At 71.8% G+C, this 13,475-nt stretch carries 11 protein-coding genes; 3 read left to right on the top strand and 8 right to left on the bottom strand.

The genetic code is table 11. The annotated features are described in order from the left end of the window. Positions 1 to 87: 87 nt before the first annotated feature. The 4 genes from ACFWBY_RS28280 to ACFWBY_RS28265 all read right to left on the bottom strand — a co-directional run bounded on the left by ACFWBY_RS28280 (position 88) and on the right by ACFWBY_RS28265 (position 5,282). Positions 88 to 600, bottom strand: a complete 513-nt coding sequence (locus ACFWBY_RS28280) for a DinB family protein (RefSeq protein ID WP_385331123.1) — start codon at positions 598 to 600, stop codon at positions 88 to 90. A 95-nt stretch (positions 601 to 695) separates the two neighbouring features. Further along, on the bottom strand, positions 696 to 2,786 hold the full coding sequence (mrdA, locus tag ACFWBY_RS28275) for a penicillin-binding protein 2 (protein ID WP_385331119.1): 2,091 nt from the start codon (positions 2,784 to 2,786) through the stop codon (positions 696 to 698). An 85-nt stretch (positions 2,787 to 2,871) separates the two neighbouring features. Next, positions 2,872 to 4,329 (bottom strand): aldehyde dehydrogenase family protein, encoded by a 1,458-nt coding sequence (locus tag ACFWBY_RS28270; RefSeq protein ID WP_385331116.1) that lies wholly within the window; start codon positions 4,327 to 4,329, stop codon positions 2,872 to 2,874. A 92-nt stretch (positions 4,330 to 4,421) separates the two neighbouring features. Continuing rightward, positions 4,422 to 5,282 carry a helix-turn-helix domain-containing protein gene (locus ACFWBY_RS28265; protein WP_385331113.1) on the bottom strand — a complete coding sequence of 287 codons (861 nt, stop codon included), beginning with the start codon at positions 5,280 to 5,282 and terminating at the stop codon, positions 4,422 to 4,424. 323 nt (positions 5,283 to 5,605) lie between these two features. Here ACFWBY_RS28265 and ACFWBY_RS28260 point away from each other — a divergent pair, with 323 nt between their 5' ends. Further along, positions 5,606 to 6,115 carry an ATP-binding protein gene (locus ACFWBY_RS28260; protein ID WP_385331110.1) on the top strand — a complete coding sequence of 170 codons (510 nt, stop codon included), beginning with the start codon at positions 5,606 to 5,608 and terminating at the stop codon, positions 6,113 to 6,115. 97 nt (positions 6,116 to 6,212) lie between these two features. On the opposite strand, the gene ACFWBY_RS28255 is transcribed toward ACFWBY_RS28260, so the two are convergent. Both ACFWBY_RS28255 and ACFWBY_RS28250 read right to left on the bottom strand, forming a co-directional pair. Beyond that, positions 6,213 to 6,449, bottom strand: coding sequence for a DUF397 domain-containing protein (locus tag ACFWBY_RS28255; protein ID WP_215011402.1), 237 nt, complete (start codon positions 6,447 to 6,449; stop codon positions 6,213 to 6,215). A gap of 135 nt (positions 6,450 to 6,584) precedes the next feature. Continuing rightward, complete coding sequence (locus ACFWBY_RS28250) at positions 6,585 to 8,648, bottom strand: FUSC family protein (protein WP_385331106.1); 2,064 nt, start codon at positions 8,646 to 8,648, stop codon at positions 6,585 to 6,587. A gap of 135 nt (positions 8,649 to 8,783) precedes the next feature. On the opposite strand from ACFWBY_RS28250, the gene tatA reads away from it, so the two are divergent. Further along, complete coding sequence (gene tatA / locus ACFWBY_RS28245; protein ID WP_385331103.1) at positions 8,784 to 8,966, top strand: Sec-independent protein translocase subunit TatA; 183 nt, start codon at positions 8,784 to 8,786, stop codon at positions 8,964 to 8,966. A 45-nt stretch (positions 8,967 to 9,011) separates the two neighbouring features. Here tatA and ACFWBY_RS28240 read toward each other — a convergent pair whose 3' ends face one another. Further along, positions 9,012 to 10,178 (bottom strand): DUF2786 domain-containing protein, encoded by a 1,167-nt coding sequence (locus tag ACFWBY_RS28240; protein ID WP_385331100.1) that lies wholly within the window; start codon positions 10,176 to 10,178, stop codon positions 9,012 to 9,014. 136 nt (positions 10,179 to 10,314) lie between these two features. On the opposite strand from ACFWBY_RS28240, the gene ACFWBY_RS28235 reads away from it, so the two are divergent. Then, the gene (locus ACFWBY_RS28235) at positions 10,315 to 11,973 is read left to right on the top strand and encodes a bifunctional 3'-5' exonuclease/DNA polymerase (protein ID WP_385331097.1); all 1,659 of its coding nucleotides are present in this window, start codon (positions 10,315 to 10,317) and stop codon (positions 11,971 to 11,973) included. Positions 11,974 to 12,063: 90 nt separating this feature from the next. Here ACFWBY_RS28235 and ACFWBY_RS28230 read toward each other — a convergent pair whose 3' ends face one another. Then, positions 12,064 to 13,353: a hypothetical protein gene (locus tag ACFWBY_RS28230; RefSeq protein ID WP_385331094.1), complete on the bottom strand. Its 1,290-nt coding sequence runs from the start codon at positions 13,351 to 13,353 to the stop codon at positions 12,064 to 12,066. Positions 13,354 to 13,475 lie beyond the last annotated feature (122 nt).

Here is a 13,475-nt window from a genome sequence, read left to right as displayed (position 1 = left end):
CGCTCCTCTGGTTGGGTACGCCCTTCACTGTGGTCCCTCACGTGGCGTGAGGTGCAAGCCCGCGAGGTCCGCCGGGCCGGCCGACCGCTACCCCATGGCCTTGGTGCCGTCCAGGCTCTCGCGGATGATGTCCGCGTGGCCCGCGTGCCGGGCGAACTCCTCCACCAGGTGCAGCAGCATCCACCGCATCGACACCTTGCCGTCCTTGGGGAACCAGGGGGCCTCGGGCAGCGGGAAGGTGTCGTCCAGGCTGGGGACGGCGGCGATGAAGGCCTCGGTCTGGGCCACCACCTCGTCCCAGAACGCCAGCACGGACGGGATCGTCTCGTCGCCGACCAGCTGGAAGGACTCCGTGTAGGTCTCCCGGGTGCGCCTCTGCGGGTTCGGCTCCTGCCGGGCCAGGTACAGCCAGTTCAGCTCGCACTCGGCGGCGTGCTTGAGCAGGCCGGACAGGGACAGCTCGCTCGCGCTCGGGCGGCTCGCCGCCTGCTCCTCGGTGAGCCCCTGCACCGTTTCACGAAGGCCGGTGCGCTGGGCCTGGACGAAGGACAGGAGCGTGCCGCGCTCGTCGCCGGGGACCTCGGTGGAAAGCTGGGCCATGGGGGTTCCTACCGCCTCTTCTGTGCCGTGCGCCATCTGACTGATGAGAAACACGCTACGGAGCCTTGCGGTCAGATTCTGTCCTCAATGGCCCCTCAGCGCCCGGCAATTTCCCCGTCCGGCCGGAGCGCGGGAAGCGCGGTGGCGGGCTGCGGCAGCAGGGCCTTGGAGAGGTCCTGGCCGCCCTTCTCGTCCAGGCCGTACATCGCCTCGTAGATCTTGCGGACGGCAGGGCCCGAGGCGCCGGAGCCGGTGCCGCCCTGCGAGATCGTCATCACGATCGAGTAGTCCTCGGTGTAGGAGGCGAACCACGAGGTGGTCTGCTTGCCCTGGACCTCGGCGGTACCGGTCTTCGCGTGCATCGGGATCCGCTTCTGCGGCCAGCCGACGAAGCGCCAGGCCGCGCTGCCGGAGGTGGCCACGTCGGCCAGGGCGCCGTCGATGTCGTCGCGCAGCTCGGCGTCCATCGGGAGCTTGCCCCGCTCCTTCGGCGCGATCTCCTTGACCGAGGTGCCGTCCGCGCTGACCACGGCCTTTCCGATGCTGGGCTGGTGCAGGGTGCCGCCGTTGGCGATGGCGGCGTAGACGGAGGCCATCTGGATCGGGGTGACGAGCGTGTCGCCCTGTCCGATCGAGTAGTTGATGGCGTCGCCCTCGCGCAGCTGGTTGCCCTGGCGGCAGTTCTCGTAGGCGATCTTCTCGGCGAAGGAGCCGTCCTTCTTGCCGTCCCGGCACCAGGCGGCCTTGTTCGCCTCGAAGAAGTCCTTCTTCCACTGGCGGTCGGGGACCCGGCCGGCGACCTCGCTGGGCAGGTCGATGCCGGTGGGCTTGCCGAGGCCGAACTCGTGGGCGGTCTTGAGGAACCAGTCGCCGGGCTGGGCCTTGGGCTTGATCCCGCCGTCCTTCTTCCACTCCTTGTCCGCGATGGCGTAGTAGACGGTGTCGCAGGACACTTCCAGGGCCTTGCCGATGGTGATGTCGCCGTGTCCCTGGGATTCGAAGTTGGTGAAGACCTGGCTGCCGACGGAGTACGAGCTCGGGCAGCCGTAGCGGGCGTTGAAGGGGTAGCCGGCGTTGACCGCCGCCGTGGAGGAGACCACCTTGAAGATCGAGCCGGGGGCCGCCTGGCCCTGGATGGCGCGGTTGAGCAGCGGGTAGTTCGACTCCTTGTCGGTGAGGGACGCGTAGTCCTTCGAGGAGATGCCGCCGACCCACGCGTTCGGGTCGTACGTCGGGTTCGAGGCCATGGCGACGACCCGGCCGGTCTTGGCCTCCATGACGACGACGGCGCCCGAGTCGGCCTCGTAGTTGCGGTGCGTGTTGTTCTTGTCGTACGTCTTGCGGGCCTCGATCATCGCGTTGTTCAGCTCGCGCTCGGCCACCGCCTGCACGCGCGAGTCGATCGAGGTCACGATGTTCGCGCCGGGCTGCGCCTTGTCGCTCACGCCCTCGCCGATGACCCGGCCGAGGTTGTCCACCTCGTAGCGGGTGATGCCCGCCTTCCCGCGCAGCTCCTTGTCGTAGGTGCGCTCCAGGCCGCTGCGGCCCACCTGGTCGGAGCGCAGGTACGGGGAGTCGGAGTTCTTCGCCTTGCCGATCTCCTCGTCGGTCACCGGGGAGAGGTAGCCGAGCACCTGGGAGGTGTTGGCGCCGTCGGGGCCGGCGTAGCGGCGCAGGGCGGTCGGCTCGGCGGTGATGCCGGGGAACCGCTCGGCGTGCTCGCGGATTTCCAGGACCTGCTCGGTCGTCGCCTCGTGGGTGACGGGGATCGGCTGGTACGGGGAGCCGTTCCAGCAGGGCTTGGGCGTCTTGGCGTCGCACAGCCGGACGCCGTCGATCACGTCCTGGGGGACCAGTCCCAGAACCCCGGCGAGCTCGGTCAGGACCTGCTTCCCGCGGTCCTTCATCTTGGAGAGCTCGGTGCGGCTGGCGGAGACGACCATGCGGGTCTCGTTGTCGGCGAGCGGGATCCCCCGGGAATCCAGGATGGCGCCGCGCACGGCGGGCTGGACCACCTGCTGGGTGTGGTTGTTCTTCGCCTCGTCCGTGTACTCCTGGCCGTTGCGTATCTGCAAGTACCAGAGGCGGCCGCCGAGGGTCAGCAGCAGCGAGAACACCACGATCTGGATCATGATGAGCCGGTTCTGGACCCGGGGTGTGCGCCCGGTCTCCGGTATGTTGCTCAACTCGGCTCTCCCCGGGACGCGTCCTCGCCTGACCCGCCCGAGTCTAGATCCCCCGCGGGACTCCCCCGCCTGACCAGAGGCCTGACTAGAAGGGGAAGTGCGTCCGGCCGTGCTGGACGGAGATCCACTTCTGGGTGGTGAAGGCCTCGATCGTGGCCTCCCCGTTCAGGCGGCCCATGCCCGAGGCCTTCTCCCCGCCGAACGCCGCCAGCGGCTCGTCGCCGATGGTGGAGTCGTTGACGTGGATCATGCCGGTCTCGATGCGCTTCGCGAAGCGGACCCCGCGCTCGACGTCACGCGTGTGGACGGCGCCGCTGAGGCCGTACGGGGTCGCGTTGGTGAGGCGGACGGCCTCGTCCTCGCCGTCGAAGACGACCAGCAGCGCGACGGGGCCGAAGATCTCCTGGCCCAGCAGCGGAGAGTCCTCGGGGAGGCCGGCCAGCACCGTCGGCTCGACCAGGTTGCCGCGCGTAGAACCCCGTACGAGGGCGCGCGCCCCGGAGGCGACGGCGCGGTCGACGAGCGCGGTGAGGGCGTCGGCCTGGAAGGCGTTGATCAGGGGGCCGATGTGGGTGTCGGCGTCGTGCGGGTCGCCGGTCTTCAGGCCGCGCACGCGGGCGGTGAACTTCTCGGTGAACTCCTCGGCGACCGAGGCGTCGACCAGGATGCGGTTGGCGGCCATGCAGACCTGGCCCTGGAAGACGAAGCGGCTGAAGACGGCCGCGTCCACGGCGTAGTCGAGGTCGGCGTCGTCGAGGACGACGAGCGCGCTGTTGCCGCTGAGTTCCAGGACGGTCCGCTTGAAGTGGCGGGCGGCGACCGCGCCGACGTGCCGGCCGACCCGGTCGGAGCCGGCGAAGGAGATGACCTTGGGGACGGGGTGGGTCAGGAGCGCGTCGCCTATCTCGGCGATGTCGGTGACCAGGATGTTGAGCAGGCCGGCCGGGAGCCCGGCCTCCTCGAAGATCTTGGCGATGACCCCGCCACCGACGACGGGCGCGTTCTGGTTCGGCTTGACGACGACCGCGTTGCCCAGGGCCAGGGCCGGGGCGACGGACTTCATGGTGACCAGGAAGGGGAAGTTGAAGGGGCTGATCACGGCGACGACCCCGACGGGCAGGCGCTGGACCCGGTTCTCCTTGCCCTCGACCGGCGAGGGCAGGATGCGGCCCTCGGGGCGTACGGCCAGCTGCATGGCCTCGCGGAGGAACTCCCTGGCGAGGTGGACCTCGTACTCGGCCTTGGGACGGGTCCCGCCGAGCTCGTCGATCATCGCCTCGACGATCTCCTTCTCGCGCTCCTCGGTGATCCGCAGGGCGCGTTCCAGGACGGCTCGTCTGGTGTAGGGGCTGGTGGCGGCCCATTCCTTCTGGGCCCGCTCGGCGGCCCGGTACGCCTGGTCGACCTGCTCGACGGTGGCCACGGTGATGGCCGCGAGCTTCTCACCGTTGTACGGGTTGACGTCGATGATGTCCCACGAACCGGTTCCGGCCAGCCATTCGCCGTCGATGTACTGGTGGGCCAGGTCGTCGAATATGGACATGCCATCCCTTACTGCGAGCGCGCGTCCTTGCGCTGCACCGGAGACCCAACGGTCATCGTCATGCACTGATCAGACGTCATACTACGTGCGAATCAAGACAGTTGAAGGAGGCCGCGGAGAAGATCCCGGGTCTGACCGGGGTCGGGGCAGTCGGCCTGCAGGCGCAGCATCGCCCGTTCGTACTGCGCCACTTCCTCGTCTTTGTCGAGGTAGAGGGCGCTGGTGAGCTGTTCCAGATAGACGACGTCCTGGAGGTCGGACTCGGGGAAGCGCAGGAGGGTGAAAGCGCCGCTCTCGCCGGAGTGGCCGCCGAAGGAGAACGGCATGACCTGGAGCTGTACGTTCGGCCGCTGCGAGACCTCGATGAGGTGCTCCAGCTGGCCGCGCATCACATCGCGGTCGCCGTACGGGCGGCGCAGCGCGGCCTCGTCGAGCACGGCGTGGAAGACGGGCGCGTTCTCGGAGACCAGGACCTTCTGGCGCTCCAGGCGCAGCGCGACGCGCCGGTCGATCTCGGCGCGGCCGGCGTTGGGCATGCCCCGGCTGACCACGGCCTGGGCGTAGGCCTCGGTCTGCAACAGGCCGTGCACGAACTGGACTTCGTAGATGCGGATGAGGGAGGCGGCGCCTTCCAGTCCGATGTACGTCTGGAACCAGCCGGGCAGTACGTCGCCGTAACTGTGCCACCAGCCCGCCACATTGGCCTCGCGGACCAGTCCCAGGAGGGACTCCCGCTCCGTGCCGTCCGTGACTCCGTAGAGCGTGAGGAGGTCCTCGACGTCCCTGGCCTTGAAGCTCACCCTTCCCAACTCCAAGCGGCTGATCTTCGATTCGGATGCGCGGATCGAGTAGCCGGCCGCCTCACGGGTGATGCCGCGGGATTCTCGGAGTCGCCTGAGCTGCGAGCCCAGGAGGATGCGGCGCACCACAGAACCACTGGCTTCTGCGGTCACTAGTCCTGCCCTCCCCACATTTCTGTACGGCGCCCGATGGCTGCACCGTTTGATGGCTGCGTCGCAGAGGCCCCCGTGCCCCTCAGGGCCCGCAGTCTGCCACCAAAACGCATCGCTCCGTACTCGTTCTGTAACGGAATCCGCCCTGCCGTAAAAGAAGTCCGTAAGTATGCGTAGGAAGAAATGAGCAAGAACCGCCACGGGAGGGGACAGGTCCGGCGCGTGCACGTGCATCTGCCCTTGCATCCGGCTTCCGCATTCGGAAGCATGGTCCCGCGCACCTGCGTGCCCCGCAGTTCTTTCGAATCCCGGGAGTGCCTCGCATGGGGACGAATGGATCGACCATGCTCGAGCCGTTACGGCAGGGGCTTCCCCCGGTCGACCCCACGGCTGTCTCCGGGTCCGCCTCGTGCGCCCTGCCCGCCCGCTACGACGCGGTGCGCGGCGCACGCACCTTCACCCGTTCCACCCTCGCGCAGTGGGGGCTCGACGATCGCTTCGACGACGTGGCACTGGTCGTCTCCGAACTCGTCACCAACGCCCTGCGCCACGCCCTCCCGGACGACTCCGGGCAGTCGGCGGGCGAGTGCGAGCCGCCGGTGAGGCTGCACCTGATGCGGTGGAGCACCCGGCTGGTGTGCGCGGTGCGGGACCCCAGCGAGGACCGGCCCGGCGGGAACTTCGCACCGGAGGCCGCGGAGCGCAACTGCGATCTGGAGTCGGGGCGCGGGCTCTTCCTGGTCGACTCCTACAGCGACAGCTGGGGCTGGCACCCGCTCGCGGGTCGGCTGACCGGCAAGGTCGTCTGGGCGTTGTTCACGCTCCAGGACTGAACCGCCACAAAGACGGCAACCGGCCGGGATTGATCATTGCGATCGGTCCCGGCCAGTGCACGTGCATGGCTGAATTCACGGCTGTTCCCCAGCCCATTCAGCCGATCAGGTGATCGAACTCGCCGTCCTTGACGCCCAGCAGCAGCGCTTCTATCTCGGCCGGCGTGTACACGAGCGCCGGTCCGTCCGGGAAGCGGGAGTTGCGCATGGCGACGTCACCGCCCGGCAGTTTGGCGAACTCCACACAGGAACCTTGCGAGTTGCTGTGTCTGCTCTTCTGCCAGGTCACCCCGTCAAGCTCTGCAGCTGCCATCCCGTTGTACGCGTGGTCCACAGGAAGCCCCCGATAGTGCAGATGTCAACTGCACGGGATCATAGCTGTGTTCGATACTGCATGCATGGGCAGATGCACGTGCACGAGCGGAGGCCCTGTCCCCGTTAAGAACAACGGCCCCCGGCCGGACCTGGTTCAAGGCGCGGCGCGCGGCCGCCCGCGCAGCGCCTCGGAAACCTCGTCCAGCGACTCCAGCAGCTGCTCCGCGGCCGCCCGCAGCACCCCCGGATCCGGGGCGTCCCAGTCGGCCAGGACCGCGCGGACCTCCTCCCAGTCGGGCACCCGGCGCGCCCGAACCGCCTGCGCGCCCGCCTCCGTCGCCGAGCGGAGCGCCCGGGCCAGTGCGGCGGCGCCCGGGACCGGAGCCTGCCCCCGGTCCGGGAAGTGCGCCTCCAGCAGCATCGCGTGGCGGCCCATCGCGGCCAGGGCCCGGCCCGCGTCGTCGGCGGCCGACCGGGAGATCCCGCGGTGGCGCACCGGCTCCCCCGCGGCCCGGTCCACCGCCTCGTGCCAGGCGACCCGGGCGTCGCGGGCCGCCAGCAGCGCCTCCCGGACGTCACCGCGCCTGGCCCCCGCCGGGTCGGCGTACTGCCCGAGCACGGCCGCCGCGTACCTTCCGCCGGCGGCCATCCAGTCGGCCAGGCGGCTGCGCAGCCGCGGGGTCTCCCAGGCCGGGTAGACGGCGTAGGCGACCATCGCGAGGATTCCGCCGACCAGGGTGAGGGCGACCCGGTCGGGCACGGTCTGGTCCCAGCGGACACCGCCCATGCCGAGCAGGAAGACGACGTAGGCGGAGACGAAGACCATCGAGACGGCGTACCCGGTGTGCATCAGCGTGTACATCAGGCCCGCGCTGATCACGGCGAGGAGCCCCGAAAGGTACATCCCCGGCTGCGCGAGCTGCACCACGGCCGTCGCGACGGCCACCCCTACCAGGGTGCCGCCGAAACGGGCTACGGCACGGGAGTAGGTCTGCGTGAAATCGGGCCGCATCACCATCACCGAGGTCATCGGAGCCCAGTAGGCGTGGCCGAGCGGCAGCGCGTGGCCGATGAGGTAGCCCGCGCAGGCGACGGCGGTCACGCGCAGCGCGTGCCGCAGGATCGGGGATTCCGACCGCAGTTCGGCCCGTACGGCGGCCAGCACCATCGGCGCGAGCGCCGGCAGGCTGGGCCGCAGCATCGACTCCCCGGGGTCGGCGGTGCGCCCCGAGCGCGGCTCGGCGGTCTCCAGTACGTCGTCCAGCAGCACCGCGAGCCGGTGCGCGGCCCGCAGCGGCGCGCCCCGCAACAGGTCCGCGGTGTCGGGGGCCTTCAGCACCGCGAGGGACGGCGCGGGCGCCCGCACGGGCTCCCCGTGCCGGATCGCCAGCGCGGCGGCGTCGAGCACCGACCCGGCCGCGGCGAGCAGTTCCCCCACCCGGTCGCGCGCCGGGCCTTGTTCCGGCGCCCCGACCACCGGGTCCGCCAGCGAGGCGAGCACCGGCCGGATCCGCTCCGCGAGCCCGCGCGCCCCGTGCAGCTCGGCCGGGCGCCGTCGGGCCTGGCGGGAGGTGACGGTCGCGGCGTCGCGCGCCCGCATCAGCGGCTGCGGGTCGAAGGAGGCGACGGGGTCGCGGCGCAGACGGCGCGCGTAGTCGGCCTCCGCGGCGAGCGCGTCGGCCAGGGCGTCGCGCTGGGCGCCCCAGCGGCGGACGGGGAAGAGGACGATCAGCAGCGCCTGGACCATCCCGCCGGCGGCGATCATCGCGGCGTGCCCGGCCGCCTGCGGCACGGAGCTGGGCAGGGTGACGGTGACCAGCATGATCGCGACGTTGCCCGAGGCGATCATGCCCGCGGTCGGCCCGGCCGCCCACATCAGACCCGCCGCGAAGGTCCACACGGCGAGCAGGAGCATGAAGGCCGGGATGTGCGAGGAACCGACGAGGTAGCCCACGAAGGTGGAGACGGCCAGGGTCAGCCCGGCGGCGAGCGCCAGGGCGGGGCGCGGCCGCCAGCTCTTCTGGAAGGTGGCGATGGCCGCCATGTAGGCGCCGAAGGCGGAGCTGGCGGCCGCGCCGGGCCCGAGGAGGGCCAGGCTCGGACCGATGACGAGCGCGAGGCCGGCGGCGGCGCGGACGGCGACGAGCGGCTGGAGGCGGTTCCGCTCGACCGTCAGACCGGACCTGGCGGTGTCCTTCAGCGCCCGGACCCAGCTCATGGGACCGAGGGTAACCGCCCGTCCGCTTTCAGGTCTTCTTCAGACATCAGCCGATCCATGGCGTTTTCTGCCGACAACGCCGATCATCGGCCCGTCGGCACCGCGCCGGCGTCCGGCGGAAGACGGGAAGCACGCATGCTCAGGAACGCCATGGAACCGTGGCACGTCGCCATCCTCGTACTCGTCTGCGTGGTGCTCTTCGGCTCGAAGAAGCTCCCCGAGATGGCACGGGGGCTCGGCAGGTCGGCGCGCATCCTGAAGGCGGAGGCGAGGGCGCTGCGGGACGAGCCCGGCCCGCCCCCGCCCGCGGACCGCTGAACGGGCCGCGCGCCCGTGGGCTCACTGGCCCGCGGCCCCCGTGGCTCAGTGGCGCAGGGAGGGGCGGCTGCCGTCCGCCATGTGCGCGCGGTCGGCGGCAGCCGTGCCGTCCTCCCAGCCCGCGAGGTCGGTGGCCCCGCGCAGCCGGGTCGTCGTGGTGCGGGGGAACATCTCCTCGGCGCGCGAGGTGACGGCCACGTCCCGGGCGACCAGGGCGGGCAGGTGGTCGGGGGCCTCGGCCACCGTGTGCTCGGCCGTCTCGGCGAGGCGCTGGCCCAGCCGGCTCGCGTACGCCAGGAGGAAGGACTGCCGGAAGGTCTTGGTGCGCTTGCGCCCGCCCGCCCGCTGGCCGGCCTCGGCGCGGGTCATGGCGGCGGTGCCCTGCACGAGCAGCGAGGTGTAGAGGAGCTCGACCGCCTCCAGGTCGCTTTCGAAGCCGACGACCGTGGAGAACTCGTAGGCGCTGTTCCAGACGGCCCGGCAGCGGTTCGCGCTCGCCACCGCGTCCAGCAGGACCGCTTTGGCCTCCTCGTACGGCGCCTCTACGCCGAGCCGGCAGGCGCCGGGGATCTGCCGGACGCCCGTCCTCACCGCAAGCAGGGCCTCGTCGACGGTGTGCCGGGCCATGAGCTCCTGCGCCTTGGCGCTGAGGGCCTCCGCCTCCTCCGGAAAGGTGGTCGCCTCGGCCTTCGCGAGGAGCGCCCGGATCCGGCCGAGCATGCGGGGTTCGATGTGCGCGTGCTCGAGCACGTCGGTCGCGTCTCCCGGCAGGGGTCCTACGGGCTCGACGGACGGCAGCCGGATCAGCAGGCGGAACACCTCCAGGACGGCTCCGGCCAGTGTGAACCGGTCGGTCCGCTCCCGCGCCACGAGCTGGTCCCCGTACCGCGCGTCGTCCCCCCACCACGGCACGGCGTCCGTCCACCGCTCGGGCAGGCGCGCGTACCGCCGTGCCTCGGCGGCGACCAGGTCCTCGCAGATCCGCACGTGCACCGGCGTCAGGTCCCGCCGCACGAGCCGCAGCACGTCCTGCGGCCGCCACCCCCGCTCCCAGGCCTGCCGTACGTACGCCTCCCCGCGCTGGAGCAGCGCCTGCCCGACCCCGCCCCACCGCTCCCCGTCGCCCACGAGCACCGAAGCCCCGGCGTCCAGCCCGGCGTCATCCTGCCTGTACAGCGCGGCCTCACAGGCCCGGTCGACGATGTCTCTCACCCCTCCAGCTTGGCACGCCCCACCCGCGCCCCGACCGCTGGGTAAGGGAGGGCAGGGGCAGGCTCCGCGGGGGTGCGGCAGGGCGATCAGCGCGGCGCGGGCGGCGCTGTCGGCCCCTGGTGGGACACTCGCACTCATGAGCGAGCACACCCCCCGGTGGGCCCTCGCCGAGGACGGCGACGGCCGGTGGCACGCCACGCCGCTGGACCCCACCGCGGGCGGAGCCCGCATCACCACCACCGACCCCGCCGAGGCGATCCGCGCCGCCCCCGCCGGCACCCGCTGGATCTGGCGGTCCACCCCCGCCGTCTACCCCCGCCTCCTCGCCGCCGGCACCCGCGTGGAGCGCTGCCACGACATCGAGGACGCCGAGCTCCTGCTCCTCGCCCACGAGGGCCGCCTCGGCGAACCCCGTTCCGCCGCCGCGGCCTGGGCACGCCTCACGAACGCGCCCGTCCCGCCGGACCCCCCGCAGCGCGCCGCGGAACCCGGCACGCAGAACTCCCTCTTCGACCCCCAGCCGGCCCCCGTCCCCCTGGACGCCCTCGTCGCCATCCACGCCGACCAGGCGAAGCGGCTCGAAGCCACCGCCCACCCCGACCGGATGCGGCTGCTCGTCGCCTCGGAGTCGGCCGCGTTCCTCGTGGCCGCCGAGATGAACCGCGCGGGCCTGCCCTGGCGGGCCGACGTACACCGGGCGCTGCTCACCGAGCTGCTCGGCGAGCGGTACGCGGGCCGCGGCCAGCCCCGCCGGCTCGCCGAGCTCGCCGACGCCGTATCGGCCGCCTTCGGCCGCCGCGTACGGCCCGAGCTGCCCGCCGATGTCATCAAGGCGTTCGCTGAGGCCGGGATCAAGCTCAAGTCGACCCGTCGCTGGGAGATCCAGGACGTGGACCACCCCGCCGTGGAACCCCTCCTCGAATTCAAGAAGCTGTACCGGATCTACACCGCCCACGGCTGGTCCTGGCTCGCCGACTGGGTCCACGACGGGCGTTTTCGCCCCGAGTTCATCCCCGGCGGCACCTACACCGGCCGCTGGGTCACCAACGGCGGCGGCGCCCTGCAGATCCCCAAGGTGATCCGGCGGGCCGTCGTAGCCGACCCGGGCTGGCGGCTCGTCGTCGCCGACGCCGACCAGATGGAGCCGCGGGTTCTCGCCGCGATCTCCCGCGACCCCGCCTTCATGGAGGTGGCCGGCCGCCCGGAGGACCTGTACACCTCCATCTCCCGCCAGGGGTTCTCCGGAGACCGGGACATGGCCAAGCTGGCCGTCCTCGGCGCGGTGTACGGGCAGACCTCCGGCGACGGCCTGAAGAACCTGGCCGCACTGCGCCGCCGCTTCCCCCGCGCCGTGGCGTACGTGGACGACGCCGCGAAGGCCGGCGAGGAGGGACGGCTCGTACGGACCTGGCTCGGCCGGACCTGTCCGCCGCCGGCCGACGCCGCGGAGGGCGAGGAGGCTCCCGACGGCTGGGTCCCGAGCTACGCCTCGACCGACGCCCGGGCGCGGGGCCGCTTCACCCGCAACTTCGTGGTGCAGGGCAGCGCCGCGGACTGGGCTCTGCTGCTGCTCGCGGCCCTGCGCCAGTCGATCGCGGCGGCCGGGATGCGGGCGGAGCTCGTGTTCTTCCAGCACGACGAGGTCATCGTGCACTGCCCGCAGGAGGAGGCGGAGGCGGTGGCCGAGGCGATCCGCGCGGCGGGCGAGCTCGCGGGCCGCATCACCTTCGGGCGGACGCCGGTCCGTTTCCCCTTCACGACGGCGGTGGTCGAGTGCTACGCGGACGCGAAATAACGGCCCCCGGCCCCCGGCCGGAGCCGGGGAGCAGGGGAGCCGGGGCTGAGACCGAGCCCGCGCGCCGCGCCCGGCCCACGGAACAGCCTCTTACTGTCCGTACCCCGACCACTTCGGGCTCGTCGCGATCTCCTTCAGCTGCTGCATCGTCAGCACCGGCTCCTTGCGGGTCGCCGCCGACGACTGGCCCTGGGCGTTGAACGCCGACACGATCAGCCGTGTCCCGTTCGGCCGCAGCACCTCCACGCTCCACCAGACCACGCCGGCCCCGCCCTTCTCCCCGGCCTGCTGCCGGGTGAGGATCTTGCTTCCGTCCGGCAGCTTCTCGGCCCCGTCGAACAGGTCCGCCCACAGCCGCTTCCCGTTCGAGCCGTCCGGCTGGATCTGGAGGCTGACCAGCGACCGGCCCCGGCCGTCGTCGAGCACCGTGTAGCCCAGGTCGGTCCCGTCGTCGGCCTTGCTCGCGACCGGGATCCCGTATCCGCTCACCAGCTCGCCCAGGATGTCCACCGCAGGGGCCCCGGAACGCCCCGGTTCGGCCGGCGGCGCCTGCCGGGCCGCCGGCAGGTCGTTCAGGGCCGGGTGCCACAGCGGGGACGTGACGAGGGTCTTCATCTGCGCGAGCGTCAGCGGCGGCGCGGGCCGGGTGACGGGCGAGTCCTTCTCGGCCGCCGCGTTGTGCTCCTGCGCGTCGACGAGGAACCCCTGCGGGGTCACCACGGTGGCGCGCCAGAGCTTCGTGTCCGCCCGGCGGTCGGGGTACTCGTAGCCCTGGAAGAGCAGGATCCGCGAACCGTCCCCGAGCGTCTCGGAGGTGCAACTGTCGTAGTTCAGCGTGGCCTTCGAGGGGCACTTGACCATGTCGCCGGCGCCCTCGCTCTTCGGGTCGATCCGGCTGAGGCTCAGGCCGATGGCGCCCTTGCCCTTGCCGTCGTCGAAGACCCCGTTCACCGACGGGCCGCGCTCGTCGCCCGTGCCCCGCGCCGTGGCGCCGGTGAGCTTCCCTTCCGGCAGCAGCTCCTTGAACACCTTGAGCATCTGCTCCGCGGGGACGGCTCCGGAGCCGATCTTCTCCTTCAGGGCCCGCTCGCGCATCTCCGCCGGTGACAGCGATGTGGGCACCGGCGTGGGAGGTTCCGGGGCTGCCGCCACGTTCGCCGGGCCGGTCCCGCCGCCCGAGCCGAACAGTCCGCCCGTGTAGGCGCCGGCCCCGCCGATCACCGCCAGGGCGAGCGCCGATCCCCCGGCCACGGCGGCCCGACGGCGGGCCACCATCCGCCGTCCCCGCCGTTCCCCGGCGCCGGCGAGGTCACGGCCGTCGGCCGTGAAGCCGTCTCCCGTGCGCCGGAGGGCTTCACCGAGCTCATCTTCAAAGGGCATGCGGAATCAGACCTTCCGTCCAGAGGGGTCGTGGAACGAGGCAATGCGCGGAACGTGGAGAGGGGACGAGAGACGAGAGGAGCGAAGCGCGAAGAGGAGAAGAAGAGGAGAGGGGCACAGCC

This window comes from Streptomyces sp. NPDC060049, assembly GCF_042736715.1.
Lineage (GTDB): Bacteria > Actinomycetota > Actinomycetes > Streptomycetales > Streptomycetaceae > Streptomyces.
Note: the sequence above shows the minus strand (reverse complement) of the source record. Positions and strands in the feature narration are given on the sequence as shown.